At 71.3% G+C, this 24,718-nt stretch carries 18 protein-coding genes and 4 pseudogenes; 15 read left to right on the forward strand and 7 right to left on the reverse strand.

The features are described from left to right. The first annotated feature begins 148 nt into the window (after positions 1-148). On the forward strand, positions 149-1,534 hold the full coding sequence (locus tag IF54_RS0135510) for an MFS transporter (protein WP_051735665.1): 1,386 nt from the start codon (positions 149-151) through the stop codon (positions 1,532-1,534). 156 nt (positions 1,535-1,690) lie between these two features. On the opposite strand, the gene IF54_RS0135515 is transcribed toward IF54_RS0135510, so the two are convergent. After that, a complete protein-coding gene (locus tag IF54_RS0135515; protein ID WP_030326448.1) occupies positions 1,691-2,119 on the reverse strand; it encodes a MarR family winged helix-turn-helix transcriptional regulator in 429 nt (142 codons plus the stop codon). Beyond that, positions 2,119-2,553 (reverse strand): SRPBCC family protein, encoded by a 435-nt coding sequence (locus IF54_RS0135520; RefSeq protein ID WP_030326449.1) that lies wholly within the window; start codon positions 2,551-2,553, stop codon positions 2,119-2,121. Before IF54_RS0135520 ends, IF54_RS0135515 begins: the two co-directional genes overlap by 1 nt. A gap of 545 nt (positions 2,554-3,098) precedes the next feature. Here IF54_RS0135520 and IF54_RS0135525 point away from each other — a divergent pair. Genes IF54_RS0135525 through IF54_RS0135545 form a run of 5 tightly spaced genes read left to right on the forward strand, consistent with a single transcriptional unit; the run spans position 3,099 to position 7,288 of the window. Then, positions 3,099-3,659 (forward strand): RNA polymerase sigma factor, encoded by a 561-nt coding sequence (locus IF54_RS0135525; RefSeq protein WP_030326450.1) that lies wholly within the window; start codon positions 3,099-3,101, stop codon positions 3,657-3,659. Beyond that, on the forward strand, positions 3,656-4,486 hold the full coding sequence (locus IF54_RS0135530) for a hypothetical protein (RefSeq protein ID WP_030326452.1): 831 nt from the start codon (positions 3,656-3,658) through the stop codon (positions 4,484-4,486). Before IF54_RS0135525 ends, IF54_RS0135530 begins: the two co-directional genes overlap by 4 nt. Beyond that, the gene (locus tag IF54_RS0135535; RefSeq protein ID WP_030326454.1) at positions 4,483-5,316 is read left to right on the forward strand and encodes an ABC transporter ATP-binding protein; all 834 of its coding nucleotides are present in this window, start codon (positions 4,483-4,485) and stop codon (positions 5,314-5,316) included. The genes IF54_RS0135530 and IF54_RS0135535 overlap by 4 nt, the downstream gene beginning before the upstream one ends. After that, complete coding sequence (locus tag IF54_RS0135540; RefSeq protein WP_030326456.1) at positions 5,313-6,719, forward strand: hypothetical protein; 1,407 nt, start codon at positions 5,313-5,315, stop codon at positions 6,717-6,719. The genes IF54_RS0135535 and IF54_RS0135540 overlap by 4 nt, the downstream gene beginning before the upstream one ends. After that, entirely contained in the window at positions 6,716-7,288 is a 573-nt protein-coding gene (locus IF54_RS0135545) for a hypothetical protein (RefSeq protein ID WP_030326458.1), read from the forward strand. The genes IF54_RS0135540 and IF54_RS0135545 overlap by 4 nt, the downstream gene beginning before the upstream one ends. 145 nt (positions 7,289-7,433) lie before the next feature. Here the strand turns inward: IF54_RS0135545 and IF54_RS0135550 are convergent, their stop codons facing one another. Then, positions 7,434-8,393, reverse strand: coding sequence for a LysR family transcriptional regulator (locus tag IF54_RS0135550; protein WP_030326460.1), 960 nt, complete (start codon positions 8,391-8,393; stop codon positions 7,434-7,436). 71 nt (positions 8,394-8,464) lie between these two features. Here IF54_RS0135550 and IF54_RS0135555 point away from each other — a divergent pair, with 71 nt between their 5' ends. After that, on the forward strand, positions 8,465-9,352 hold the full coding sequence (locus IF54_RS0135555) for an SDR family NAD(P)-dependent oxidoreductase (RefSeq protein ID WP_030326461.1): 888 nt from the start codon (positions 8,465-8,467) through the stop codon (positions 9,350-9,352). A gap of 18 nt (positions 9,353-9,370) precedes the next feature. Next, positions 9,371-9,790: pseudogene (locus tag IF54_RS43725) on the forward strand (SDR family NAD(P)-dependent oxidoreductase); the annotation flags it as partial. Positions 9,791-10,180: 390 nt separating this feature from the next. Here the strand turns inward: IF54_RS43725 and IF54_RS0135560 are convergent. Beyond that, entirely contained in the window at positions 10,181-11,428 is a 1,248-nt protein-coding gene (locus IF54_RS0135560; RefSeq protein ID WP_234439139.1) for an MFS transporter, read from the reverse strand. A gap of 543 nt (positions 11,429-11,971) precedes the next feature. Beyond that, positions 11,972-14,868 (reverse strand): annotated as a pseudogene (locus IF54_RS40005) (right-handed parallel beta-helix repeat-containing protein); the annotation flags it as partial. 84 nt (positions 14,869-14,952) lie between these two features. On the opposite strand from IF54_RS40005, the gene IF54_RS44255 reads away from it, so the two are divergent. From IF54_RS44255 to IF54_RS0135575, 4 genes and pseudogenes are all read left to right on the forward strand, one after another. Further along, positions 14,953-15,405 (forward strand): alpha-L-fucosidase, encoded by a 453-nt coding sequence (locus IF54_RS44255; RefSeq protein WP_420790919.1) that lies wholly within the window; start codon positions 14,953-14,955, stop codon positions 15,403-15,405. Further along, positions 15,318-15,782 (forward strand): annotated as a pseudogene (locus IF54_RS44260) (alpha-L-fucosidase); the annotation flags it as partial. The gene IF54_RS44255 and the pseudogene IF54_RS44260, both read left to right, overlap by 88 nt. A gap of 95 nt (positions 15,783-15,877) precedes the next feature. After that, positions 15,878-16,855: an RICIN domain-containing protein gene (locus IF54_RS44265; protein ID WP_420790921.1), complete on the forward strand. Its 978-nt coding sequence runs from the start codon at positions 15,878-15,880 to the stop codon at positions 16,853-16,855. 415 nt (positions 16,856-17,270) lie between these two features. Then, positions 17,271-17,719: pseudogene (locus IF54_RS0135575) on the forward strand (1,4-beta-glucanase); the annotation flags it as partial. Between the two features lie 254 nt (positions 17,720-17,973). Here the strand turns inward: IF54_RS0135575 and IF54_RS0135580 are convergent. Beyond that, entirely contained in the window at positions 17,974-18,900 is a 927-nt protein-coding gene (locus IF54_RS0135580; protein WP_030326467.1) for an enoyl-CoA hydratase/isomerase family protein, read from the reverse strand. Positions 18,901-18,949: 49 nt separating this feature from the next. Here IF54_RS0135580 and IF54_RS0135585 point away from each other — a divergent pair, with 49 nt between their 5' ends. From IF54_RS0135585 to IF54_RS0135595, 3 genes are all read left to right on the forward strand, one after another. Then, entirely contained in the window at positions 18,950-19,969 is a 1,020-nt protein-coding gene (locus tag IF54_RS0135585) for a CoA transferase (protein WP_030326469.1), read from the forward strand. Next, positions 19,963-21,222, forward strand: a complete 1,260-nt coding sequence (locus IF54_RS0135590) for an amidohydrolase family protein (RefSeq protein WP_037821059.1) — start codon at positions 19,963-19,965, stop codon at positions 21,220-21,222. Before IF54_RS0135585 ends, IF54_RS0135590 begins: the two co-directional genes overlap by 7 nt. A 333-nt stretch (positions 21,223-21,555) precedes the next feature. Then, positions 21,556-23,184: an MFS transporter gene (locus tag IF54_RS0135595; RefSeq protein WP_159002269.1), complete on the forward strand. Its 1,629-nt coding sequence runs from the start codon at positions 21,556-21,558 to the stop codon at positions 23,182-23,184. A 77-nt stretch (positions 23,185-23,261) separates the two neighbouring features. Here IF54_RS0135595 and IF54_RS0135600 read toward each other — a convergent pair whose 3' ends face one another. Then, on the reverse strand, positions 23,262-24,716 hold the full coding sequence (locus IF54_RS0135600; RefSeq protein ID WP_234439140.1) for a class I adenylate-forming enzyme family protein: 1,455 nt from the start codon (positions 24,714-24,716) through the stop codon (positions 23,262-23,264). Positions 24,717-24,718: the final 2 nt, after the last annotated feature.

Genomic DNA, 24,718 nt, shown 5'->3' on the forward strand with positions numbered 1-24,718 from the left:
TTAAATAAGTCAACTTGCCTCCGCTATTGACTAAAAGTGGAGATGGGGAGAATGTGGCATCCACAGATATGGGATCGGCATCTCAATTAGTCGAACCTTCGCTCTCGTTCCCGCCCCCGGTCCCCGCGGCCGCCCCCTGGAGCACGGCATGTCCCTCGCGAATCCCTCCCTCGCCTCGCCCCAGCAGTCGGTCTCCGACCTGGAGAGAAGGACCATACGCAAGATCACCTGGCGGCTGATGCCGATCCTGGTCGCCGCGTACTTCACCGCCTACCTCGACCGGACCAACCTCGGCGTCATGAAGGGCAGGCTCTCCGCCGGCCTCGGCCTGACGGACGTCGCCTTCGGTCTGGCCGGCGGCATCTTCTTCCTCGGCTACGTCCTCTGCGAGGTTCCCAGCAATCGGCTCGCTCACCGGCTCGGCCCGCGCCTCTGGATCCCGCGCATCATGATCAGCTGGGGAGTGGTCGCGATGGCGACCTCCCTCGTGCACTCGCCCACCCAGTTGTACGCGGCCCGTGTTCTCCTGGGCATCGCCGAGGCCGGCATGGCCCCCGCAGTCTTTCTGTGCATCGCCCAGTGGTATCCGGCACGCCATCGCGGACGGGCGTTGAGCGCCTTCTACCTCGGCATTCCCTTGGCCATGGTCGTCGGCAACCCGCTCACCGGCTGGCTCCTGGACGCCACCCACCGGCTCGGCGGCATCGACGGCTGGCGCTGGGTGTTCCTGATCGAGGGCGGAGCCGCACTCGTCCTCGCTCCGCCGGCCATACTGCGGCTCACCGGGAGCCCCGCCCAAGCCACCTGGCTCAGTCCACAGGAACGCGACTGGCTGACCACCACCCTGGCCGAGGAGGAGCGGGCCAAGGCTCCCGACGCGCCGCACTCGTTCCGGCACGCCCTCACCGACCGCCGCGTTCTCGTGCTGTCCCTGGCCTTCCTCCTGATCTGCTACGGCAGCAACGCGCTGACCTTCTGGCTGCCGTCTGTCATCGAGAACGCGACACCAGGCATGAGCTCCACCAAGGTCGGCCTCGTCTCCGCGTTGCCCTTCGCCTGCGCGCTGGTCTCGATCTACGTGATCGGTCGGGCCGCTGCCCGCAGTGGGGCCCGGACCTGGAACGTCTTCGGCCCCCTGACCTTGGCCGCGGTCAGCTTCGCCCTCGTCGCCGTCTTCATTGGCAGGCCGGCCCTCACCCTCGTCCTACTGTGCGTGGCCATCTCCGCGAGTCTGTCCACCCAGGCCCAGTTCTGGACGATCCCCACCGGATACCTGATCGGGGCGGCCGCGGCAGGCGGTATCGCGCTGATCAACGCCACCGGCAACATCGCCGGATTCGCTGGCCCCTACTCCTTCGGCTGGCTCAAGAGTGCCGATGCCAGCGGAGCGCTGCCGTTCGTCGTGATGACGGGATGCCTACTGATCACGATTGCCTTGATCGCTCACGTCCGGCGGCAGATCGCCGGACCTGCGGCGGTGTCCGGCAAGACGTCTGCACCCGCTGAACCCGCAAGTGGGCGGCTCGTCAGGTGATGTCCGTTTCCTGTTGAGGCATGGGCAAGGGCGCTGGTGAAGGTTCGGTCGGCCATTTCTCGTCGGCAGCGGTTCGTGGCAGAGGTTCGTGGCAGAGGGCCTCGCAGACGTCGTTGGCCCAGGGGTTCGAGGTGACGCTGTCCGCGGTGCGGGGCTTCAGGATTCGGGGTTGGCCAAGCGGCTGAGCAGGGTCACGGCGTCATCGTGTGCCACCGGCTTGAAGAAGCGTGCGTCGACGGCCTCGACGGCGGCGATCGCGCGCGGTGCGAGTTCGGCGCCGGTGCTGGTGACACGCAGCCGTTTGGCACGTGTGTCTGCGGGGTCGACCTCGCGTTCGATCAAGCCCTTGGCCTCCAGGGCGCGCAGGACCTGCGAGGTCATCTTGACGTCCGTCCCGGCCTGGCGGGCCACGGCCAGCTGGTTGGGGTGCTCGCCGTGTGTGTTCAGCCACCAGGTGCAGGCAAGCAGGACGAACTGGACATGGGTGAGGCCCAGGGGGCCGAGAGCAGTGGCGATGTCGCGCTGCCAGCGCAACGTGGCATGCCAGAGCAGGAAACCGGGGCTGTCGCCGGGGCTGAGGGCCATCAGCCTTGTGCCGGCTCGGCGCGCTCGGACAGCTCGGCAAGTGCGGCCATGGTCTGCGGCCAGTCCGCGGTGATGGCCGGACCGATCTGAGGGCCGAGTTCGTCGGCACCGGAGCCGGTGATCTCCATGTGGTACGTCACGCGAGTGCGGCCCTGCGCGCCCTGGTCGAGCCGGTGCTCGGTACGCAGGACCAGTCCGTCGAACCGGGCCTCGTCCACGAACCGTTCGTTGACGCTGGCCTCGGCGACGAGCAGGTGCACCGGGTCCTGACCGGCCGGGGTCATCACGATCTCGGCGCCCGCCTCGAACGGGCCATTGATCTGAATGCTTTCGATGTCGGCGTTCCAGTCCCTCCAGCTCTCGACGTCGGCCCACCGAGCCCAGATCTCTTCGGCCGTCGCGCTGGTCTCGATGCTGTGCTCGTACGTCCACATGGTGGCCCCCTGGCCGTAGGTGAGTTAGCTTCCCGCGGACTATCTATGTGCAGACTATCTATGCATAGACTATCTATGCATAGACTACCTGTCTACTTCCGGTGTCCGCCCTCAGGGGTCCTGGCTTCACCCGTCGTCCGGCCAGGTCGATCCAGCCGTTCGGATCCACGGTGTGTTCGTCGCGGCGGGCGCCCGGCAGGATCGCCGCTCGCGCGTCGCCGTTCACGAGGACGTGTTCCTGCGTGGTGAGCCCGTTGTCCGCCGGATACAGGGAGCGGGCTTTCGCGGGGCGAGGGCCCTGGTGCCGCGTCGTCACTGGACGCTGCACGGTGCACGGGTGCGGGCCGGCCGTACGCGGGGCCCCGGCCCACCGGCCGCCCAGGGGCTGTTGCCCTCGCGGACACCGGCGATGCGCCTGCGAGGCATCTCCACGTCCGTACCGCGGGCTCCTCGTCGTCCTCGCATCCGAGGCGTGCGCGACTGCGCGTGTGACGTAGATCACTTAAAAGGGAAAACCGGCAGTCCGGGCCCCGCGTCTAGGGGGTGTGAGATCAGTCAGGAAGGCACCGGGCGAGCTGGACGAGGAGTGTCTCGTCCAGCTGGTGGCCGCGGGTGACCGCGCGGCGTTCGAGGAGCTGTACCGGCGCACAGCGCCGTGGATGGCGGTGCGACTGCGGCGGCGCTGTGCCGACGAGCAGATCGTCGCCGAGGTCATGCAGGAGACGTATCTGGCGGTGTGGCGCGCGGCGGGCGCGTTCGCGGGGGCCTCGGTGGGCGGGACGGCCGTCGGATGGCTGTGGACGATCGCGGCTCGCCGCCTCGTCGACGCCTTCCGGCGCAGGGCCCACCATGCCGAGCCGCCGCCGGCCGCCGCCCTCGCCGAGGCGGCGCCCGCCGCTGAGGAGGAGGCGCTCGCGGTGACCGTGGGCGGGGACGTCGGTGACGCCCTGCGGCGCCTGGCACCGGAACTCAGGCAGGTGTTGCAGGCCATGGTGCTCGACGGGCTGTCCGTCCGGGAGACCGCGGTACTGCTGGGGTTGCCCGAGGGCACGGTCAAGACCCGTGCCCGTCGGGCGCGGATCGCGATGCGGAAGGCGCTGGCATGAGCGTGGAGCACGCGTCGATGCGGATCATCGACGGTTACGCGCGCGGCGGCACGGACATCGCCGCCGACGAGGTGTGGGCCCTGGAGGCCCATCTGGAGGAGTGCCGGGTCTGCCGGGAGCGGCTGTCCGCCGCGGTGGAGGCCGAGGCGCCGGACGTGGCGGCGCTGGTCGGCACCGTGTGGTCCGGCCTCGAACCCCAGCTGGCCGTGACCGCCACGATGCCGCGCAGACGGCGCTGGTCGGCGCGGTTGTCGAGGTGGATGACGCCCACGATGGTGCCGTGGCTGGCCATGGTCGTGGCGGCGGCGCTGCTCGCACTGCTGCTCGACCTGGCCAACACCGGCTCCGGCACCGGCCCCGGCGAGGTGTCCCTGGTGCTGCTGTTCGCGCCGGTCCTGCCGGTGCTCGGCGTCGCGGCGTCGTGGTCGCGCGGTCTGGACCCGGCGTACGAGCTGACGGCGTCGGTGCCCAGGGCCGGGCTCTATCTGGTGCTGCGGCGCACCGCGTCCGTGCTCGGCGTGGTCGTCCCCGCGCTGTTCGTGTGCGGGTGGGTGACGGGGGTGATGGTGGCCCAGTGGCTGCTGCCCTGTCTGGCCCTCACCTCGATGACCCTGGCGCTCGGCGGTGTCGTCGGTGTGACGCGCGCCGCCCTCGGGCTGGCGACCGTGTGGGCCGCCGCCGTCGTGGCGCCGACCCTGGCCGCCAGCCGTTTGACCTTCGCCCTGCAAACGGGCGCTCTGCCCGTGTGGGGGCTGATCCTCACGCTCGGTATCGGTGTCGTGATCGCCCGAAGGGGCGCGTACTCCGTGCTGGGAGCTCATCGATGACCCTAGGAAAGGAACACCACATGACGTCCGCATTGAGTGCGGCCGACATCGCACCGACGGCCTACGCCTGGGAGATCCAGGCCACCGGGCTGAAGGTCAGGGTCGGCAGGAACCGGATGGCGGTCGACGGACTCGACCTGTCGCTGGGTATCGGTGTACACGGCCTCCTCGGCCCCAACGGAGCGGGCAAGACCACCCTCATCCGCACGCTGGCCACCGTACTGAACCCCACCGAGGGCACCCTGGAACTGCTCGGCGAGTCCGCGGGCCGCCTGGGCGAGCATCGTGCGCTGCGCCGCCGACTCGGCTACCTGCCGCAGGAGTTCGGCTACTACAAGCACTTCACCGTGCGCGAGTTCGTCGAGTACATGGCATGGCTCAAGGAGGTGCCCAAGAGGGACATCCCCGCCGCGGTGCAGCGCGCCGTGGAGCGGGTGGGTCTCGCGGACCGCGCCGACGAGAAGATGAAGGCACTGTCGGGCGGCATGGTGCGAAGGGCCGGCATCGCTCAGGCCATCGTCAACGATCCGTCGATCCTGCTGCTGGACGAACCGACGGTCGGCCTCGACCCCGCGCAGCGGCTGCGCATCCGCGAGCTGCTGCAGGAACTGGGCCAGGACACCTGCGTGATCGTCTCGACCCATCTGGTGGAGGACGTCGCCGCCGCCTGTACCGACGTGGTTCTCATGGCCAACGGTCGGCTGGTCTTCCAGGGCACTCCCGGCCAGCTGGCCGCCGCGGGCAGCACGGAGCACGAGGGCGACAGTCCGCTGGAACGCGGCTACTCGGCCCTGCTGCAGAGCCCCGAGCAGGGAAGGGGCGCCTGGTGAACCTCCGTGTCCTGAGCATCGAACTGAGGCGCTCCGTCGCCCTGTGGGCCGGCGCCTTGATCCTGACGACGGCGCTGGCGTTCCTGTACCCCGTCGACGCCCCGTGGTGGAAGGGCACCACGGCGTGGACGGCCCAGTGGACGTCCATGGCCCTGTGGTCCCGCAGCCTGCTGTTCTACCTGTGGCCGCTCGCCGTGGGGCTCGGGGCGCTGCAGGGCATGCGCGACCACCGCTCCAAGATGTCCGAGCTGCTGACGAGCACACCGAGACCCGCCCGGCACCGCGCGGCCACCATGGCGGGCACGATGGGGTTCACGGTGGCCTTGGCCTTTGCGCTCCTGATGCTCGTGGGCGCGGTCCGGGTGCTCCCCAACGTCGCGTACACGCACTTCGGATGGCTGCCGATCTCGCTGGTGGGGGCGCTCTTCCTCGTCGCGGGGACCGTACTGGGCATGGGAGCCGGGCGGGCTCTGCCATCCGCGCTCACCCCGCCCGCTGTGGCCATGGGCGCCTTCGTGTTCACGGCCCTCATGTACATGTCGCTGGGGCGGACGGAGACGACCACCCAGGCGGGTTTCGCGAGTTCGGAGCCGAACCGGCTCTCGTTGCTGTCACCGATGGTGGAGGAGGTGCGCGACGTCTTCGTCACGCTCTCCACCTCCGTGCACGTCGGGCAGACGATCTGGCTGCTCGGTATGGTCACGACCGGCTTCGCACTGCTGGTCGCCGCGACCCCGCGCGCCCGGCTGATCGCCCTGGCGCCCCTCCTGGCGGGCGCGGCGGCGGCCCTGCTCGTCTTCCCCTCCGATCCGCGCCTGATGTATGTCGTCGACGAGAACGCCGCGGTGCCGGTGTGCGACGGGCCGGTGTGCGTGACGAACACGGAACAGGGACGACTCGCCGCGCTGGCGGGTCCCGGTAAGAAGGCGCTGCGCCTGCTGAACGGTGCCCTGGGTGACCAGGCTCCGGTCTCGGTCCGGGAGAACACCGCCGTACTGCCGAACGGCTCCATGCCGCGGTGGTCCCGCGAGACCGTGCTCTTCGACTTCGACGACGACGTCATCGCCACCGCGCAGGGCGAGGAGCTGACCCGGGCCGTGATCGCCAAGGCCATGGTGCCGGGGTGCACCCCGGTCGGCTGGGACGGCTCGGGGCAGTGGGGAGACGCATTCGCGCAGACCATCGCGGTGGGCTGGGTGCTCGGGGACCTCAAACCGCTTCCCGGCACCGCTCCGGCCAGTCTGGTCCGCTCGCCCAGGGGCGAGACCCCCCAGGTGTTCTGGAAGAAATTCAAGGCGCTCCCGCGGGCCGAGCAGCTCTCGCGGATGCAGGCGCTGCGCGCCGCCGCGATCTCCTGCAAGGACGATTGGGCCGATGCGCTGGAAGGCGGTGCGTCCCGGTGAGGTGGCTGATGCTGTATGCGCGCTCGCGTCAGATACCCGCGTCGCTCGCCGCGGTGGTGACCAGCGCTGTGGCGGTGTGGGCACTCGTCGGGGACAAGGGCGAGGGGCCAGGTGATCCGCGGCTGCCCGTGCTCATCCTCATCATGGGGGCTATGGCAGCCTCGGTCGGGCTCAGCGGGCAGGACCTCGCGCTGGACCGGACGGCCTCGATCCGCTGGCTTCCCCGGAGAGCGGCACACGTGCTGCTCGCCGGCGCGGTCGTCGGTGCGGTGCTGATCGCAGTGCAGACAACGGGCGACGACAGGGCCGCCACCATGTTCGTCCTTCGGGACAGCGCGGGCCTGATGGGACTGGTCGCCCTGGGCGCGGCGCTCCTGGGCAGCCGGTACGCGTGGACGCTGCCGTTCGCCTGGCTCTCGTTCGCGTTCCTCACCCCGTCCGCCACGAGTGCGCCGATGCGGGTGGCGACCTGGATGCTGCCGCCCGGCACGGCGGCGGGCACCTGGACGGCCCTGGTCCTCACGGTCGCCGGCACCGCGGCCTACGCCTTCGCGGGACCGAGGCGGTAGCCGTTCCGGCCACCGGATCACATACGGCCGTGATCGTGTGCGGATCCGCCCTCCGTGAGCGCCGCGGAGCTCACGGGGCGACGGACGGCCACGACGGTCCCCCGGCCGAGCGAGCCGAGGTGGGCTGCGTGGGCAGTCGCGCTGCCTACCTGCTCACCTCGCCGTCACGAGGGAGGCGAGGGGGAGCGGGCGTGTCGGCGTCGAGGGCCGCCGTGCGCAGGGCGGCTGCCACGCGGATGCTCTGGTCGGTGGGCGGGTGGGGGAGGCGGGCGAGGAGCAGGCGCCGTTGTTCCTGGGGGCCGCCCCGGACGGGCAGGACGCGGACGCCCGGTGGCGCGGCGGAGGCGAGTACGGCGGGCACGGTCGTCAACCCGCAGCCGGCGGCGACCAGGTGGAGCTTGGCGAGCCAGTCGCGGGCGGTGTGGGCGATCTCGGGCCGCTCGTCCAGGCCCGGCCACACGCCCATCAGCTTGTCCTCTCCCGAGGAGGAACCGGCGATCCATCGCTGCCCGCGCAGGTCGGCCACGTCGATGTAGTCGCCGCGGGCCAGGGGATGGGTGGTGGGCACCGCCAGGCAGAGGACGCGTTCGGTGAGCGTCTGCAGCGCCAGCGGGGGCGACTCGGCGTCCGGCGGCCGGAACGGCGGGGCCGAGGCGAGCAGCGCGAGGTCGATGCTGCCTGCACGCAGGGCACGCACCAGCGCAGGGGTGCTGCCCTCCCGGCCTACGACGTGCAGGTCCGGGTCCGTGCGGCGGAGGGCGGCCAGGGCGCGGGGCACCAGCACGGCGCCGGCGCTGGGGAACCAGCCCAGGCGGACCGTGCCCGCCTGTCCGGGCAGCCCGGACAGCTCCCGCGCGGTCGCGTCGATCTCGTCGAGCACGGTCGTCGCGCGGCGCATGACGACCCGGCCCGCCTGGGTGAGCCGTACGCCGTCGCGTCGGCGCTCCAGCAGCTCGGCGCCCGCGGCCCGCTCGATCGAGGCGATCTGCCGGGAGACCGCGGACTGGGTATAGCCCAGCGACACGGCGGCCGCGGTGAAGGTTCCCTGTTCGGCGACGGCGAGGAAGACGCGCAGCGCGGTGAGTGACACATCCGAGAAGTCCATGATGTTTTCGCATGCTACCCGTGCCGAACATTTGTTGGACTCATGCAGGTGGGGTTCCTAGCGTGGCATGCATGAACGCATCCCGAATCGCCCTCGTCACGGGCGCCAACCAAGGACTCGGCCGCGCCCTCGTCGAAGGGCTGGCTGCCCGTATGACTCCGGACGACCTGGTCCTGCTCACCGGCCGCAGTGAACGGCGCGTGACCGACGCAACCGACGAGGTCAACCGGCTCCCCGGTACCCGCGCCCGCGTCGAGGGCCGGGTGCTGGACGTCACCGACACCGACGCCATCACGCGCCTCGCCGAGGACCTCCGCGCCGGGCACGGCGGAGTCGACGTCGTCATCTCCAACGCGGTCGCGCGCGTACTGCCCGAAGAGTCGCAGGCCGAGCGGGCGGACGAGTTCATCGACGTCTCCAACACCGCCACGCACGCGATCCTGCGCTCCTTCGGTCCTGTCCTTCGCCCGGGCGGGCGACTGCTCGTCGTGGCCAGCAGCCTGGGCACGCTCGGCCATCTCGACCCGCGGCTGCACCACCTGTTCGACGCCGCGAGCCTCGACCAGGTCGAGTACGCCGTCGAGTCATGGCGCCGCGCCATCCACAACAGGACCGCGCAGGAGGCGGGTTGGCCGGTCTGGCTGAACGTGCCCTCGAAGGCGGCCCAGGTCGCCGCCGTCCGTGCCCTCGCCGCGGAGCGCCGCGCACGCGACCTCGCCACCGGGACGCTGATCGCGTCGGTGTGCCCCGGCATGGTCGACACCGCCACTTCGCGCCCCTGGTTCAGCGACTACAGCCAGGCGCAGTCACCGTCCCAGGCCGCCGCGGACCTGCTCGACCTGGTCTTCGCCGAGGGCGCCGATCCCGCCCTGTACGGCGAGCTGGTCCGCTTCGGCAAGGCCCTGGACTGGCACGGCGGCACACCTCCGGTGGAACAGGACCGGATCCTCAGGCCCTGAACAGCAAGGAGTGCACCCATGAGTGCCACCACGACCCCGTTCGGTTTCACCAGCACCGCCGCCGAGGTCGTGTCCGGAGTCGATCTCGCCGGTCGCCGCGCGGTGGTCACCGGTGCTTCCTCCGGACTCGGGGCGGAGACGGCCCGCGCCCTGGCGGCCACCGGTGCGGCCGTCACGCTCGCCGTACTGGACGTGGCGGCGGGCGAACGTGTCGCCAAGGACATCACCGCCTCCGCCGTCGAACAGGGCGCCGCCGCATCGGCGCTCCTCGTCACCTCGCCGCTGCTCGGAGGCGTCGGCGGCCGCAACTTCGTCGACTGCAACGAGACCGGGCTCGTCGACCGCCGCTCCGGCACCCGGCACGGCGTCGCCCGCTACGCCGTCGACCCGGACAACGGCCGACGCCTGTGGGACCTGTCGGAGCAGCTGATCGCCAGGCAGGCTGAACCGTTCCACCAGCGGTGTTCTTTCAGACCAGAGGAACAGTGCGCTTCCACCAGGTCGCAGCGCGGGGTGAGGGAGCGGGCCGGTCGCGGTGGTGGCAGCGGAGTTGCATGGCCGGAGGACCTTGTGCCGTACGGCACCGTGGGCAGCGCTTCTCCCTCCGGAAACCCGGTCGCCGCCGGTCAGGGGCGTACGACGGCGTCCAGCGGGCAGCCGAACTCATCGACGCCCAGTTTGTCCGAGGTGTGGAACAGGCCCGGGAGGTTCGTCTGGCCGAGGGCCTCTGGCCGGTCAGAACTCTCGACCAGCTTCGCCGGTTCCTCGCACGTTCGCCCGCCTCAGCCTCGCCTGCCCGCTGCCGCTCTCACCGCCGCAGAGGCCGGCTCATGCCTGCCAGGCCCCCTCGTCGTCCCTCGGCCGGCGCAGGAGAGGCAGGAGCAGGATCGCCGCCGCGCCCGAGGCAAGGCCGACAGCGCCGAAGGCGGTGTGGAGGCTCCCGGTCCTGGACTCCAGGGAGTTCATGACGATCGGGCAGAGGAACTGCCCGAGGAAGAACGACCCGGCCCACAGCCCGGAGCCACCGCCGCGGTTGCGGCGATCGAGCCCGGACATCGCCCAGGTCAGCATCGTGGGCAGCAGCAGACCGGTGCCCAGGGAGTTGAGGAAGGTCCCGAGCAGCAGGAAGCCGAAGTCGTGGGCCAGGTCAATGGCCAGACTCCCGGCCCCGCACAGCAGGAAGATCATGGGCAGCCTGCGCTCCGGCCGTCCGATCATCGAGGCGAAGATGGCGCATCCGGTGACGGAGGCGGCGCTGGCGATCGCGCTGACGAGGCCGATGAGGCCGGTGGACTGCACGCCGAGGTCGTTCACCAGGTAGGCCGTCTGTGAGGGGACGGCGTTGAAGACGAGGCCAACGAACACCGTCAGTAGACAGATGGCCGACAGCCCGCCCGTCGAGGACGTCCGCTGCCCGGCGGCAGCCTCCTCTGCGGCGGCTGTGCCCGGTCTGAGCGCGGGCAGCAAGAAGACCATCGCGGGAGCGACGAGCAGCCCGACCGCGTAGAGCTGGAACGGGGAACGCCAGCCCGAGTCGCCCAGCGCACCGCCGAGGATGAGGAAGGTGGTGGCGGAGACGCTGGCGCTCACCGTCTGCAGGGCCAGGTACCGGTGGCGGTCCTGCCCCGTGTAGTAGTCGCCGATCAGGGTGGTGCAGTAGGTGATGATGACGGCCGCGGCGACGCCGAGAAGAGCGCGGCTGGCCACGATGGCGCGCAGCGACTCCAGCCACAGCGGCGCGGTGCCGAACACCGCGTACAGGACGGTCGCGACGACCGGCAGGGTCCTGCGTCCCACCCGGTCGATCGCGATACCTGCGAGCGGCGCCGCCAAGGCGATCGCGAGCGCGGGAACCGCCACGATCAGCGGGACCAAGACGGCCGCCCCGGGCTCCGCGCCGAACTTGTCCTGCAGTTCCGGCAGTTCCGGGGCGAGCAGCACCGTGCCGAGAATCGGCAAGCAGCTGCCGGCCATCAGGACCGCCATGCGCAGGCCGCCCCTCGCTGTGGGCGTGGGCTCGGAGTGCCGGATGGCGAAACCGTCGGCGGACAGAGGCGGTTGAGTGAATCCGGGCACGTTCGGCCTCCGTACGGGCATGGACTGGGCACACGGCGAGCAGCCGCCGTGGCCGTGCCATCTCGCGGAGCACCGGTGCACCTCAAGGGACGCCCGCAATTGAGGGGGCGTCAGGGCAGGCATCACTCTGGGGGCAGATGGCGCCTGTGCACACCCCTTGCACGATCGATCTTACGAATCGCAGGTATCCGGATCGTGGATGGGTTTGCACGCGCGAGGACCTCCGTGACCAGAGTCTGCCGACTCTGCCGGACGAGAGGCCACCGGGGGTGTGGGCGGCGACGTAGCAGAGCTGGTGACTGGCTCCGAGGGCAGGGGGGCCAGCTGCCCGCGTTCGCGCGTGGAACGCTCGAAACCGAGCGAGCTGCACAACTAGGTTTCCCGCGCGCCGGGTTCCTGCTCACCCGGCGCGCGGTGGTGACGGGCGACGGGCGGGCCGCAGCGGATCTGCGACGCCGGGGACGACGACGCCGAGGCCGAACCGGGCCAACCGCTCAGCGCAGCGACCGCCGGCCATCGGGATTGACGCCGCCGCGCCCGCCGTCACTGCGGGCTCGTCCTCGCGGGCTGGGGCGGCAGGTCTTCCGGGAGCAGCATGCGCAGGTCGTCCAGGCCGGGCGCGGCCAGCTTGCCGATGCGGCCCGCCTGGCGGGTCATCATGGTCTCCAGCAGGCGGCGGGCCGTACGCGCGTTACCGAAGGAGCGGTCGCGGGGCAGGGCGTCGATGTAGGTGCCGAGCGCGGCAAGGGCCTCCGGGGAGCAGTCGCAGCCATAGCCCGCGGCGGCGCGGGTGAGGATGTCGAGCAGTTCGTCGGTGGTGTAGTTCTCGAACTCCACGGTCCGCGAGAACCGCGAGGCCAGGCCCGGGTTGGAGGCCAGGAAGCGGTCCATCTCCCGCGTGTAGCCGGCGGCGATGACGACGACCTCGTCGCGGTGGTCCTCCATGAGCTTCAGCAGGGTGTCGACCGCCTCGCGGCCAAAGTCGGAGGTGACGCCCTCGGGAGTGAGCGTGTACGCCTCGTCGACGAACAGCACGCCTCCCAAGGCCCGTTCGAAGGCTTCCTTGGTGAGCTGCGCGGTGTGGCCGACGTAGCGGCCGACCAGGTCGGCGCGTGCGACCTCCACGAGCTGGCCCTTGGGCAGGACGCCGAGGGAGCGCAGCAGATCCGCGTAGAGGCGGGCGACCGTGGTCTTGCCGGTGCCGGGCGGGCCCGAGAAGACCAGATGGTGACTGATCTTCGGGACGGGCAGTCCGGCGGCCCGGCGTTGCTCGGTGGCGGTCAGGAGGTTGACCAGGGAGGTCACCTCGTTCTTGACAGCCGTCAGACCGACCATCGTGTGCAGTTCCGCGGAGCCCGGTCCGGTCTCGGCGGCGTCGGCGTCCGATGCCACGTCCTCGGGGAGCAGCAGGCTCAGGTCGCTCTCCGCCGGGTTGGTCATGGCGCCGAGCCGGTGGGCCTGCCGGTCCACCATCTCCTCGAAGACCTTGCGGGCGGCACGTCCGTTGCCGAAGGTGGCGTCGCGCGGCATCCGTTCGTAATGCCGCCCCAGGGCCTCCAGGGTCGCCGGGGTGAGCTCGTAGCGGTGCGCCGCGCACATGTTCTCGGTGATGGTCACCAGCTCGTCCACCGAGTAGTTCTCGAACGCGATGGTCCGGGTGAACCGCGAGGCCAGACCGGCGTTGGAGGAGAGGAAGGCGTCCATGTCGGAGGTGTATCCGGCGGCGATGACGACCACGTCGTCGCGATGGTCCTCCATCAGCTTGAGCAGAGTGTCCACGGCCTCGCGGCCGAAGTCGGCGCCTGATCCCCTGCTGTCGGAGAGCAGGGTGTAGGCCTCGTCGATGAACAGCACCCCGCCGAGGGCGTCGTTGAAGGCCTCCGTGGTCTTGATCGCTGTGCCGCCGATGACCTGGGCGACGAGATCGGCGCGGGAGACCTCCACCAGATGTCCGGAACGCAGCACGCCCAGATCCGCCAGGATGCCGCCGTAGAGGCGGGCGACCGTGGTCTTGCCGGTGCCGGGCGGACCGGAGAAGACCAGGTGCCGGCTCATCGACGGGACGGGCATGCCGAGCTGCACGCGTCGCTGGGCGAGCTGGCTGAGGTTCACGAGGGTGTGCACCTGGTGTTTGACATCGGCCAGTCCGACGAGCGACTCCAGCTGCTCCAGGGGCCCTTGGGCTGCCTTGGCCTGCTCGGCACCGCCCGTTCCGGCCGACGCGACGTTCGCGGGCAGGGTGTCGCCCCAGGCGTCCTGAGCGCCGTTGCCGGTGCTGTTCAGGTCGTGCACGCCGAGTCGGTCGCTGACCCGGGTCTGCCGCAGGCCCGCGCCGCGGTTGTCCCGCACGGTGCAGTCGGTGGCGGTCACCGGCTCGGAGCTGTCGACGCGGACGCCGTCGCCGACGTTGACGCTGACCTGGCAGCCGGTCAGGGAGGCCCGGCCGCCGTTGGACACGAGGGCGCCGTGTGCGGCGCAGTCCGTGACATGGGTGCGCAGCGCGGAGAGTTCGCCGCCGTTGTCCACCACGAGACCGGAGGCCCTGCCGGACTCGACCCGGCAGTCCCGCAGCGCCCCGATGCCCGCCGGGCCGACGGACACCCCGGCCTCGGCCGCGTCGCGCACGACCGTGTCACGGACCTCGGGCCGGCCGCCCGAGGCGATCCGCAGGCCCGCGCCCCCGGCCCGGTCGACCTCGCAGTGCTCGAGCCGCCCGCGCCCGTCCTCGACGACCTCCACGCCGTGTCCGCCCGGCGAGGTGATCCGGGCGCGGCGCAGCAGCGGATTGGCCGCCGTGCGGATCCGGATGCCGGCGCCCGCCGGATCCGCTATCAGCAGTGAGTCGAACTCCGCCGCCGACTCGTCCTCCAGCAGCACCGCGCAGTCCTTGTCGGCGCAGTCCCGCACCGTGGTTCCGGTCAGGGACGGCGAGCTGGAGCCGACGACCCGGATGGCGGGCGCGGTGGCGCTGTCGAACGCGCAGTCCCGGAACGTGCCCCGGGACCGTTCGGTGACGGCGAGTCCGCTGCCCTTGGTGCGTGCGGTACGGCAGTTCAGCAATTCCGGGTCCGCCGCGGAGCCGAGGAGGATGCCGGGGCCCGAGGTGTCGCTGACCGAGACCTCCTCCAGGACCGGTCGGGAGCCGCTGGTGACGTAGATGCCGATGGCGGTGTCGTGGACGTCGCTGCGCACCACACGGGTGGCGCAGCGGCCTTCGAGGGCGATCGCGGGCTTGTCGGTCGAGGAGATGTCGCAGCGGTCCACCAGGCCCTGCGCCGTGCCGTTGGCGAGGATGCCGTTGCGCGGGCGTCACGGATACGGCAGTCGCGCACCGTCGTGTCGGCCTCCTCGCTGATGACGACGCCCGAGGTGCCGAGGTTCTCGATGAGGCAGTCGGCGACGATGCCGCCGCGCTCGCCGGAGGCGCCGTGGCCTTCGGGCTGCCTCAGGCCCTGTGGGCCACACCCGCCCAGGCCTACACCGTCCCGTCCAAGATGGACTGGTGGTACCAGGCTCGGTTAAGCATGTTCATCCACTTCGGCTCCTACTCCTATGTCGGCCACGGTGAATGGGCCTTCTCCACGGAGAACTGGTCCAAGTCCGCCTACCAGACCCAGGTGTCGCAACGGTTCAACCCCACGGCCTTCAACGCGGCGGCCATCGCCCAGCTGGCGGCAGACGCCGGTATGAAGTACCTGGTGATCACTGCCAAGCATCACGAGGGCTTCGCCATGTGGGACTCGGCCGTCCCCAGCTTCACCGACACCACCGGCACCAAGCTGTACAACGTGCACGACTACGCCGGCGTCCAGGGAGATCTCCTGGCGGCACTCAAGACCGAGTGCGAGGCGAGAGGCGTCAAGTTCGGGCTCTACTACTCGATCCTGGACTGGAACCATCCCTCCCAGACCATTCGCAGCGGTGGTGTCACCACCATGGCTTCCAGGCCGCCCGCACGAGTTACATCGCCGACATGAAGGCCCAGTTGCAGGAACTGCTGGACCGCTACGACCCGGCGTTCCTGTGGTTCGACGGCGACTGGTTCGGTGAGCCCTCCAGCCCCACGCTCCAGGACTGGTGGCTCAAGTCGGACGGCGTGGACCTCTACAACTGGCTGATCGCCCGCAAGCCGCAACTCGTCGTCAACGAACGGGTCAAGCGGGACCTGGGGCTCGGCGACTACGCGGTCGCGGAGTTCGGTGTCCCGGCCGCGCCGTTGGAGCGTCAGTGGGAGCGGTGCGACACCATGAACGGCGCCTGGGGCTACAACGCGGGCCAGGAGAACTCCTACCGACCCGTGAAGGATTTCGTCCGGGAACTCGTCACCTGCGTCTCGCGGGACGGCAACTTCCTGCTGAACATCGGTCCCAAGGGCGACGGCTCGGTCACCGCCGGATCCGTGACCGTACTTCAGGCCTGGCCACCTGGATGGCGACGTACGGCGACAGCGTGCACGGAGCCACGGCGAGCCCCTTCGGCACCGACCCCACCTGGGGCACGGCCACCAAGAAGGACGGCAAGCTGTACGCCCATGTCTTCGCCTGGCCTTCGGGCGGTGTGCTGCAGATCCCGGCGCTCACGAACACGATCAGCCGCGTCTACCTGATGAACAACCCGTCGGTCTCCCTCAGTTACACCGTCAGCGGTGGCCAGATCAACGTCACCGTGCCGTCCGGTGCGCCGGACGCCAATGACTCCGTGGTGTGCGTGGAGGTCAGCGGCGTCCCGACGTCCGCAGGCGCGGGCCGGGTGACGGCGTTCAAGGACGTGAACTACTCCGCGGCGAGCGCGGTGCTGACGCTGGGCAGCTACACCTCCTCCCAGCTGACGGCTGCGGGGGTGGGACCGTCGTCCATCTCCTCGCTGCGGGTGCCCCAGGGCTACCGGGTGACGGGCTATTCCGGCGACAACTTCGCCGGCACGAGCTGGAGTTTCACCGCCGACAACCCCGACCTGCGCACAACCGGCAACAACGACGCCATCGTCTCGCTCAAGGTGACTTTCAATCCGGCCACCTACTTCCGGCTCGTCAACGTCACGGACGGTCTTGCCCTGGACAGTGGCGGCAACGTCGCCAGCGGCTCGAACCTCAAGCAGTGGACTCCGGTGGACAGCACCAATCTCCAGTGGCAGGTCGTCGACCTCGGCACCGGTTACTACCGGCTGGTCAACCGGACCAATGGCATGGTCGCCGACGGCTGGGGGGCGACCGACAACGGTGCCCCCGCCCGGCAGGCGGCCTGGAACAGCGGCCCCAACCAGCAGTGGCAGATCACCGACCGCGGCAACGGCCAGTACTCGATCGCCAACCGCAGTACGGGACTTGTCCTCGACGGCGGCGGCCAGGTGACCTCCGGATCCGTGACGAAGCAATGGACATGGACCACCAGCACCAACCTGCTGTGGGCGCTTCAGCCCGTCTCCTGATCACCCGCGTCGGCGCCTTCCCACCTTGCCGGAGGCGCAGTCGTGGCGGGCATTCACGGTGGTGCGACGCCGCACCACCGCGAATGCCCGCGACCGGAGTACGGTCGTCCGTCCGCGACTTGTTCCTTTTCTGTGAGGGGTCGGACGGGGCCTGGCGCCGCACTCCGGGGCGATGCGGTAGCGGGCGAGCACGTGGCAGTGGTCGCGGTGATGATGCAGGCTGTGTTACGGCTGGCGTTTTTGCGGCACGCGCAAGCCGCGCCGGGGTGAGGAGCGCACGGGGAAGGGTTGTTCTTGCACCGGCTGAGGCGCATGCTCACGAAGGTGGAGGCGGCCCAACCGGTGCGGATCCCCATCGCGATCAGCTTGGCTTCGAGCCACTCCCGCGGGCACCGCTCCCATCCAACATCGACACGGGAACCTGCACGCGAGCACCGACCGCGGGTTGACCTGCGAGGCCCGGGCCACGGAACTGCCCTCGGGCGACGGTGGGTTCAAGCTCGCCGCCGCGCCGCGCCGCATCGCTCCGGTGACCCGTGGCTGAGCGCCAAGGCGAGCGGACTTCGCTACTCCGGCGACGGCGGCAGGAATTTCACGACCGTCACCAGCTGCCAGGCCTCGTACACCCTCGGCTTCGGCAAGGCCGCCGAGGGCGCCCGCGGGCCGGCGGTCTACCACGTCTCCACCGTCTCGGGCGTCACCGGCGTCTACCGCTCCGACGACGGCGCGAACTCCTGGTCGCGCATCAACGACGACCAGCACCAGTGGGACTGGATCGGTGGGGCCGTCACCGGGGATCCCCGGGTCTACGGGCAGGTGTACCTGGCCACCGACGGCGGTATCCAGTTCGGGCAACCGGCCTGACACAGCGACACCGGGCCTCTCCCCGCCCTGCCTTCGGAGAGGCCCGGCGCGGTCTGCGGGGCGGTGCCGGGCGAACCGGACTCCGTCGACTGCGCTGCGCAAGGCCGTACGACGATGCCGTCGACGGGCAGTTGCTCTTCGTGGACATCGGTGCGCCTGATCGATGCCGGTCCGTATCCGACCGTGCGAGCGGCTGCGCGGTCGGGGCGGGCCTCCTCCCGCATCGGGACAACGACGCCTGCCTTGCCGGGCGTTCAGGTGATCTCGTCCACGAGGCCCCACGCGTGTGCTTCCTCGGCCTTGAGCTCCTCGCCGGACAGGGCCAGATAGGCGGTGCGCTCGCGGCCGATGCGCACCGGGAGGCTCGCCGTGCCGCCCGCGCCCGGGATCAGGCCCATCCCGACCTCGGGCAGCCGGATCACGGTGTCCGGCGCGGCAGCCACCCGGCCGGCGAACGCCGCGAGTTCGATGCCCGCGCCGACGCAGGCACCGTGCAGATGGGCCGTCACCTTGGGGGCGCAGCGTTGCAGCAGTGCGGCCGGGCTGCGGTGGACGCGCACCAGATGGGCCTGTGCGGGGTCACGGGATGTGCCGAACTCGGCGAGGTCGCCTCCGCTGCAGAAGTCGGGCCCGTCGCCGCGCAGGTGGAACTCGGCGAGCGAAGGATCCGCGACGGCGACGTGCAGGGCCTCGCACAGGGCGTCCCGCGTCGCGGCGTCGAAGGCGTTGCGTACCCAGGGCCGGTCCAGTGTGGCGGTCAGCCGCGCACCGTCCCGCGTCAGCCGCACCGGCTCGGCGGCCGGACGCGGGGCCGGGCGGCGGGCCGAGGCCAGCCAGGCGCGGAAGCCGGCGCCGCTCTGGAGGGTGGAGTAGGCGAGGGACTCGACGACCAGCCGCTCGGGTCCGGTGAGCCGGGCGCCCATGCGCAGCACCTGCACCAGGGCGACAGAGGCGGCGGGCTGGGCTGTGACGACGTCCTCCAGCCGGCGGGCCGCAGCGTACGGGTCGGCGCGTCCCAGCCAGGGCCGGGGCGGGTCGGCGGCTCCGGTGAGCAGGACGTCGAACCCCCTCGGCGGCTCGCGCAGTTCGGCGCTCACGCCCACCAGCACGCGGTCGCCCCCCTCTTCCTCACCGCGTGGTGCCGTGCGGTCCAGGTCGACCAGGAGGAAGGGCGGCTGCATGACCAACGGAGTGTAATGTGAGGCCGCTTGCGCGGAGAAGGGCGTTCACGTGGTGAAGAATGCGGCGCTTGATCAGTGGCTGGAACCACTGCGGCCGTTTCTCGCCCCGCTCGCCGATGCCGCGCGGGACTTCACCCGACTCACCGGCGTACCGGTCGACCTGCCCACCGTCCTTTTCCACCGGGCACGTCTGGCCGGCCTCCCGCTCCCCGGCCGTACGTCGGCCGGAGGCTCCTGTCATCTGCTGCCCGGCACCGACGGCTGGGTCGCCGTCAACCTGGCCCGTCCGGACGACACGGCCGCCGTGCCGGCCCTCGTCGCCCTGCTGGGCGCGCCGCAAGCCCCACTGCCGACGGCGGTACGGCAGTCGACGGCGCTCGCGGTGGCGCACCACGCGCAGCTGCTCGGCATCGCGGCCGCGGCACTCGGACCTGCCCGTGCCGGCCGGCGGCCCGTCCGCGTCCGTCGCCTGGGACAGCCGCGGGTCCGCACGGCGGCGCCACGGGTCGTCGACCTGTCGGCGTTGTGGGCGGGCCCCCTGTGCGCGCGCCTGCTGGGGCTGGCGGGAGCCGGAATCGTGAAGGTGGAAAGTACGGCCAGGCCGGACGGTGCCCGATTCGGGTCGCCGGAGTTCTACCAGTGGCTTCACGACGGACACGAGAGCGTGGTCCTGGACTTCGACGCCGGCGCCCTCGCCGAGGTCGTCGCGGAGGCGGACGTGGTCATCGAGGCGTCCCGTCCGCGCGCCCTGCGGCGCCTCGGCGTCCACGCGGAACGGTTCCTCGCCGCGCGGCCGGGCCGGGTGTGGATCAGTATCACCGGATACGGCCGTGACGACGACCGTGTCGCCTTCGGTGACGACGCGGCGGTGGCCGGCGGTCTCGTCGGACGGGACGCGGACGGGGAGCCCGTCTTTCTCGGTGACGCGCTCGCGGACCCCGTCACCGGCGTCTTCGCCGCCCGGGCCGCGGCCCGCTCCCTCGCCCGCGGCGGCGGCGAGTTGCTGTGCGTGTCCATGGCCGCCTGCGCGGCCGCGCTCGCGGAGGCGGGACGGCCGCGGCCGTGTTGATCCGGGACGTCGAGGTCGACGGACACGGGCGCGTGGACGTGCGGACCGAGGACGGCCGCATCACGGAGATCGGCCGGCGGCTTGCGGGGAAGGCCGACGTGGACGGGCGCGGCGGTGCGTTGTTGCCGGGGCTGCACGACCATCACGTCCATCTCACGGCGCTGGCCGCCGAGGACGCCTCGGTGCGGGTCGGGCCCGCCGACGTGCGCGGCCGGGAGGGCTTCGCGGCGGCGCTGTTGGGCGGGGCGCCGGGCGGGTGGGCGCGGGCGGTGGGCTATCACGAGAGCGTGGCCGGAGAACTGGACCGCTGGGTGCTGGACGCGATCGCGCCCGACCGGCCGGTGCGGGTGCAGCACCGGACCGGGGCGCTGTGGGTGTGGAACAGCGCGGCGCTGCGGGACGCCGGTCTGGGCGCGGACGGTGACGGACGGTTCTGGCGGCAGGACGAGCGGCTGCGGGCGTACACACCGCCCGTCCCACTGGATGTGGAGGGTGTGGGACGGCGGGCGGCGTCCCGGGGTGTCACCGGTTTCACCAACGCCGATCCCCGGCCCGCGGCCGGTCTTGCCCGGCTGCTGTCGGCGCTGCCGCAGCGCCTGGTGGTCATGGGCGCGGATCCACCGGTGAAGGTGCTGCTCGACGACATGACCCTGCCGACGCCCGACGACCTCGCGGCAGCCGTCCGCCGGGCGCGGCCCCGGCCGGTCGCCGTGCACTGCGTGACCCGTGTGCAGTTGCTGGTGACGCTGCTGGCCCTGGACATGGCGGGCTGCCTCGCGGGCGACCGTATCGAGCACGGGTCGGTGATCCCGGCCACGACGATTCCCTGGATCCGGCGGCTGGGGCTCACCGTAGTGACCCAGCCGCACTTCCCGGTGGAGCGGGCCGCCGCCTACTCCACGGACACCGACGCCGACGACCGGCCGCACCTGTACCGCTGCCGGACCCTGGCCGAGGCGGGTATCCCCATCGCCGCCGGGACCGACGCGCCGTACGGAACCGCGGATCCCTGGGCCGTGATGCGGGCTGCGGTCGGCCGGGACGACGGCGAGGCGATCGGACGCCGGGCGGCGCTGGACCTGTTCCTCGGTGAGCCCGGACGTCCCGCGCGGCCGCGCCGGGTGGCGGTCGGTACCGTCGCCGACCTGTGCCTGCTCCATGTGCCTCTGCGGGAGGCCCTCGACGCACTGTCCTCGGAGGCGGTCCGGGCCGCCTTCGTGGGTGGCTCACCGGTCGTACCGCCCGACCGGTGAGCCCCGTTCGGCCTGGCGGCAGTCGTGTCCAGGAGAGCCGCAGCCCAGGTCGTCGCCATCCTCGCCGCCCCGGCGACATGACCGCGGGCGCGGACCGTGACGCGTGCACCGCCTGGATCCAGGCCCTGCGCGCGGGCTGACATGCCACCGGCCGGACCGGCCGGCCCGGCCGGCCCGGTGGAGGCGCGCAGCGCGCCCGACCTCATCGAACGCCGACGGGAGCGGAGTCCTGGTGGCCGGGACAGCCCGGAGCCCCGCGCGCGGAACCGCTGGACCATGTTGGGCATTTCCCTGCGGGCTCAATGGGGCCCTACGGGTCGAAGGGAGTCACTCATGGCAACTGTGCCCGCGAGCGTCTCGGAGTCGACCGAAGTCGACACCGGGCGTCTGGAGGATGCGTCCCGCAGCCGCGTCCTACTGATCGTACTGGCGATCGTCGCGGCGACGGAGATCGTCCCGTTCCACTACTCGTTCATCAGCATGTCCGTGCGCCTCATCGGACCGGACTTCCCCTCGGCAGGCTCCCAGTTGGCCTGGCTGAACACGCTGTACGCGCTGGTCGGCGGGGTCGCCGTACCCATTGCCGGCAAGTTGTCCGACATGATCGGCAAGAAGCGGGTCATCTTCGGCTGCCTGCTGATCTCGCTGGTCGGCTCGGTACTCGACGCGATGACCCACTCCTGGGGAGTGCTGCTGGTGGGCCGCGCCCTGCAGGGCCTGGCGTTCCCCGTGCTCGCGATCTCGTACGGGCTGGTCCGGGACCTGGTGCCCCGGCGCATGGTCGCCGTCGCCATCGCCGTCGCGGGCGGCGGCACCGGGGTGGGCGCGGTGCTCGGCCCGATAGCGGGCGGCGCGCTGACCGACCACTACAGCTGGCGGTCCCTGTTCTGGTTCTGCGCGATCTACTCCGCCGTGACCACCCTCCTGCTCCTGGTCGTCGTACCGGAGACCAGACTGCGGGCGAAGTCCCGGATCGACTTCGTGGGGACGGCCCTGCTGGGCGCGGGTATCGCCCTGGTGCTGATCTACCTCAGCCGCGGCAGTGACTGGGGCTGGGGCGGTGCCGGCAGCCTGGCGTGGCTGATCGGCGGCCTGGCGCTGCTCGCGCTCTTCTACGCGTGGGAGACCCGGACCGCGGACCCGATCATGAGTCCCAAGCTGCTGCGCTCGTCCCGGCTGGCGACGCTGCTCGTGTGGGCGTTCCTGATCAACATCTGTACGCAGGGCCTCAGTTACCTGCTGGGCTACCTCGCCGAAGGTCCGGGTGGTGCCCAGGGCGACGCCATCAAGCAGCAGGTGGCCACGGGCGCGGCCCAGCAGGCGGCGCAGCAGTCCGGCACCCCGGTGGCCGGCCTCCAGCAGTTCTTCACGGTGCAGGGTGATCTTCCGGGGATGAACCTGACGCTGTATCAGTTCACCGTGCGGGTACTTCTCGTCATGTCGGTGGTGTACGTGGTGGTCGCGCCGATCACCGGATGGCTCTCCACCCGCTTCGGGCTGCGGCTGCCCGCCGCCGCGTGCGCCTTCTCCTTCGGCCTCGGCAGTCTGCTGCTGTACTTCTTCCACGACAGTGTGTGGCAACTCGCCCTGTGCGCAGTGCCGTTGGGTATCGGCGCGGGCATCTTCCTGGGCACGGTGCCCAACATGCTGATCGAGGCGGTACCGCAGGAACAGCAAGGAGCGAGCGCGGGGATGTACGGGGTGTTCAGCAGCTTCGGCAGCGCCACGGCGACGGCCGTCGTCGCCGCGGTCATGGCCGCCCACCCGCTGGTGCTGCGTGTCACCGTCCCCGGACACGAGTCGAGCGCCGAGCTGCGCACGGGCGGCCTGGCACAACTGTCCACGGAGACCGCCTACTCGTACCTGTTCCTCATCTTCGCCGGTGTCGGTCTGGTGGGCCTGTCTGTGGTCCTGCTGATGCGGCACTACCGGCACCCGACCACGGGCGGTCTGCGCAGCTGAGCCGCCGACGCGAAACGGCCCGGCACCGGCTTCGGCCGGTGCCGGGCCGCGTGGGCGTCAGCACGGGGACAAGGAGCTCAGCGGCTCAAACCGGCTCGGACGTCCTGGCGCAGGATCTTGCCCGTGGCGGTGCGGGGGATCTCGTCCCAAACGGCGATGCGGTCGGGTGTCCTGGAACCGCGCAGGTACCGCCGTATCTCGGCACGCAGCCCCTCGCTGTCGAGTGTCGCCCCCCGGACGGGGACCACGACGGCCTCGACGCGCTGCCCCCACTCCTCGTCGGGCACGCCCACCACGACGGCATCCGCGACTCCCGGCTGGCGCAGCAGGACGTCCTCGATCTCGGCGGGCGCGATGTTCTCCGCGCCGCGGATGATGGTGTCGTCCTCGCGGCCCATGACGAAGAGGAAACCGTCCCGGTCGAGCCGGCCGAGGTCGCGGGTGTCGAACCAGCCGTCGCCCGTCTCGGAGGCGACCCCGGCATAGGTCCCGGACACCTGCGCGCCACGCACCCAGACCCGGCCGGGCACGCCCGCCGGCAGGGGCTCGCCGTCGCCGCCCCGGATCTCGATGTCGACGCCTGGGATCGGGCGCCCGACGGAGTGCAGCCGGGCCCGGACCCCGGGGTCCTCGGAGGCGGCGGCCGCACGATGGTCCTCGGGTCCGAGGACGGACACGGTGGAGCTGGTCTCCGTCAGCCCGTACGCGTTGACGAACCCGACACCCGGCCATACCCGCAGGGCCTGTTCGATCACCCGAGGGGGCATCGCCGCGCCGCCGTAGGCCAGCGTGCGCAGGCCGGGCACGGCGTTGTCGGGCTCCTCCATCAGCCGGGCCAGCATCGTCGGCACCACCATGGCGTTCGTGATGCGCTCGGCACGGACCAGCTCCAGCCAGCGCCCCGGCGAGAACGTGTCGAGCACGACCAGCCGCCGCCCCGCGTAGACGTTGGTCAGGACGTTCGACACGGCGGCGATGTGGTACGGCGGCACGCACATCAGCGCCGCGTCGCCCTGCTCCGCGCTGCCGAACTCGACGCTGCCGATGACGTACGACACGAGGTTGTCGTGCCGCAGCAGGACGCCCTTGGGAGCCGAGGTCGTACCGCTGGTGTAGATCACCACGGCCGGATCGGCGGCCACGGGGTCCTGCTCCCGCGCCGGACCTGCCTGCCCGGACGTCACCTCGCACCACGACCGCGGTGTGTACGTGCGGATCGCGTCGGGTGGGATCAGCGCGGCATGGCGGTCGTCGGCGATGATCCAGGCACCGGGGTGGTGCTTCAGCAGAGCGCGCAACTGCGCGGTGCCGAGGCGGTAGTTGAGGGGGACGAAGGGCACGCCCGCCGCGGCGGCGGCGAACAGGGCGACGGGGAAGGCCGGTCCGTTCGCCGCCAGGTGTACGACGGAGCGGGCACCGGACGCGGCTATGAGAGCGGCGCCCGTGCGGGACGCGTCGCGCAGTTCCCGCGCGGTGAGACCGTCGTCGAGGGTGCCCACCAGGGTGCGGTCGGGGAACCCGTCGGCAGCCATGC

The organism is Streptomyces sp. NRRL B-3229 (assembly GCF_000719505.1).
In the GTDB taxonomy this organism is placed as follows: domain Bacteria; phylum Actinomycetota; class Actinomycetes; order Streptomycetales; family Streptomycetaceae; genus Streptomyces; species Streptomyces griseorubiginosus.

What these genes read in the sequence shown, in the direction of transcription:
- IF54_RS44255 (WP_420790919.1), top strand. Translation starts at nt 14,953, where the DNA reads ATGTTCATCCACTTCGGCTCCTACTCCTATGTCGGCCACGGTGAATGG.
- IF54_RS0135535 (WP_030326454.1), top strand. Translation starts at nt 4,483, where the DNA reads ATGACCCTAGGAAAGGAACACCACATGACGTCCGCATTGAGTGCGGCC.
- IF54_RS0135530 (WP_030326452.1), top strand. Translation starts at nt 3,656, where the DNA reads ATGAGCGTGGAGCACGCGTCGATGCGGATCATCGACGGTTACGCGCGC.
- IF54_RS0135515 (WP_030326448.1), bottom strand. Translation starts at nt 2,119, where the DNA reads ATGGCCCTCAGCCCCGGCGACAGCCCCGGTTTCCTGCTCTGGCATGCC.
- IF54_RS0135555 (WP_030326461.1), top strand. Translation starts at nt 8,465, where the DNA reads ATGAACGCATCCCGAATCGCCCTCGTCACGGGCGCCAACCAAGGACTC.
- IF54_RS0135550 (WP_030326460.1), bottom strand. Translation starts at nt 8,393, where the DNA reads ATGGACTTCTCGGATGTGTCACTCACCGCGCTGCGCGTCTTCCTCGCC.
- IF54_RS0135580 (WP_030326467.1), bottom strand. Translation starts at nt 18,900, where the DNA reads ATGCAGCCGCCCTTCCTCCTGGTCGACCTGGACCGCACGGCACCACGC.
- IF54_RS0135600 (WP_234439140.1), bottom strand. Translation starts at nt 24,716, where the DNA reads ATGGCTGCCGACGGGTTCCCCGACCGCACCCTGGTGGGCACCCTCGAC.
- IF54_RS0135520 (WP_030326449.1), bottom strand. Translation starts at nt 2,553, where the DNA reads ATGTGGACGTACGAGCACAGCATCGAGACCAGCGCGACGGCCGAAGAG.
- IF54_RS0135595 (WP_159002269.1), top strand. Translation starts at nt 21,556, where the DNA reads ATGGCAACTGTGCCCGCGAGCGTCTCGGAGTCGACCGAAGTCGACACC.
- IF54_RS0135510 (WP_051735665.1), top strand. Translation starts at nt 149, where the DNA reads ATGTCCCTCGCGAATCCCTCCCTCGCCTCGCCCCAGCAGTCGGTCTCC.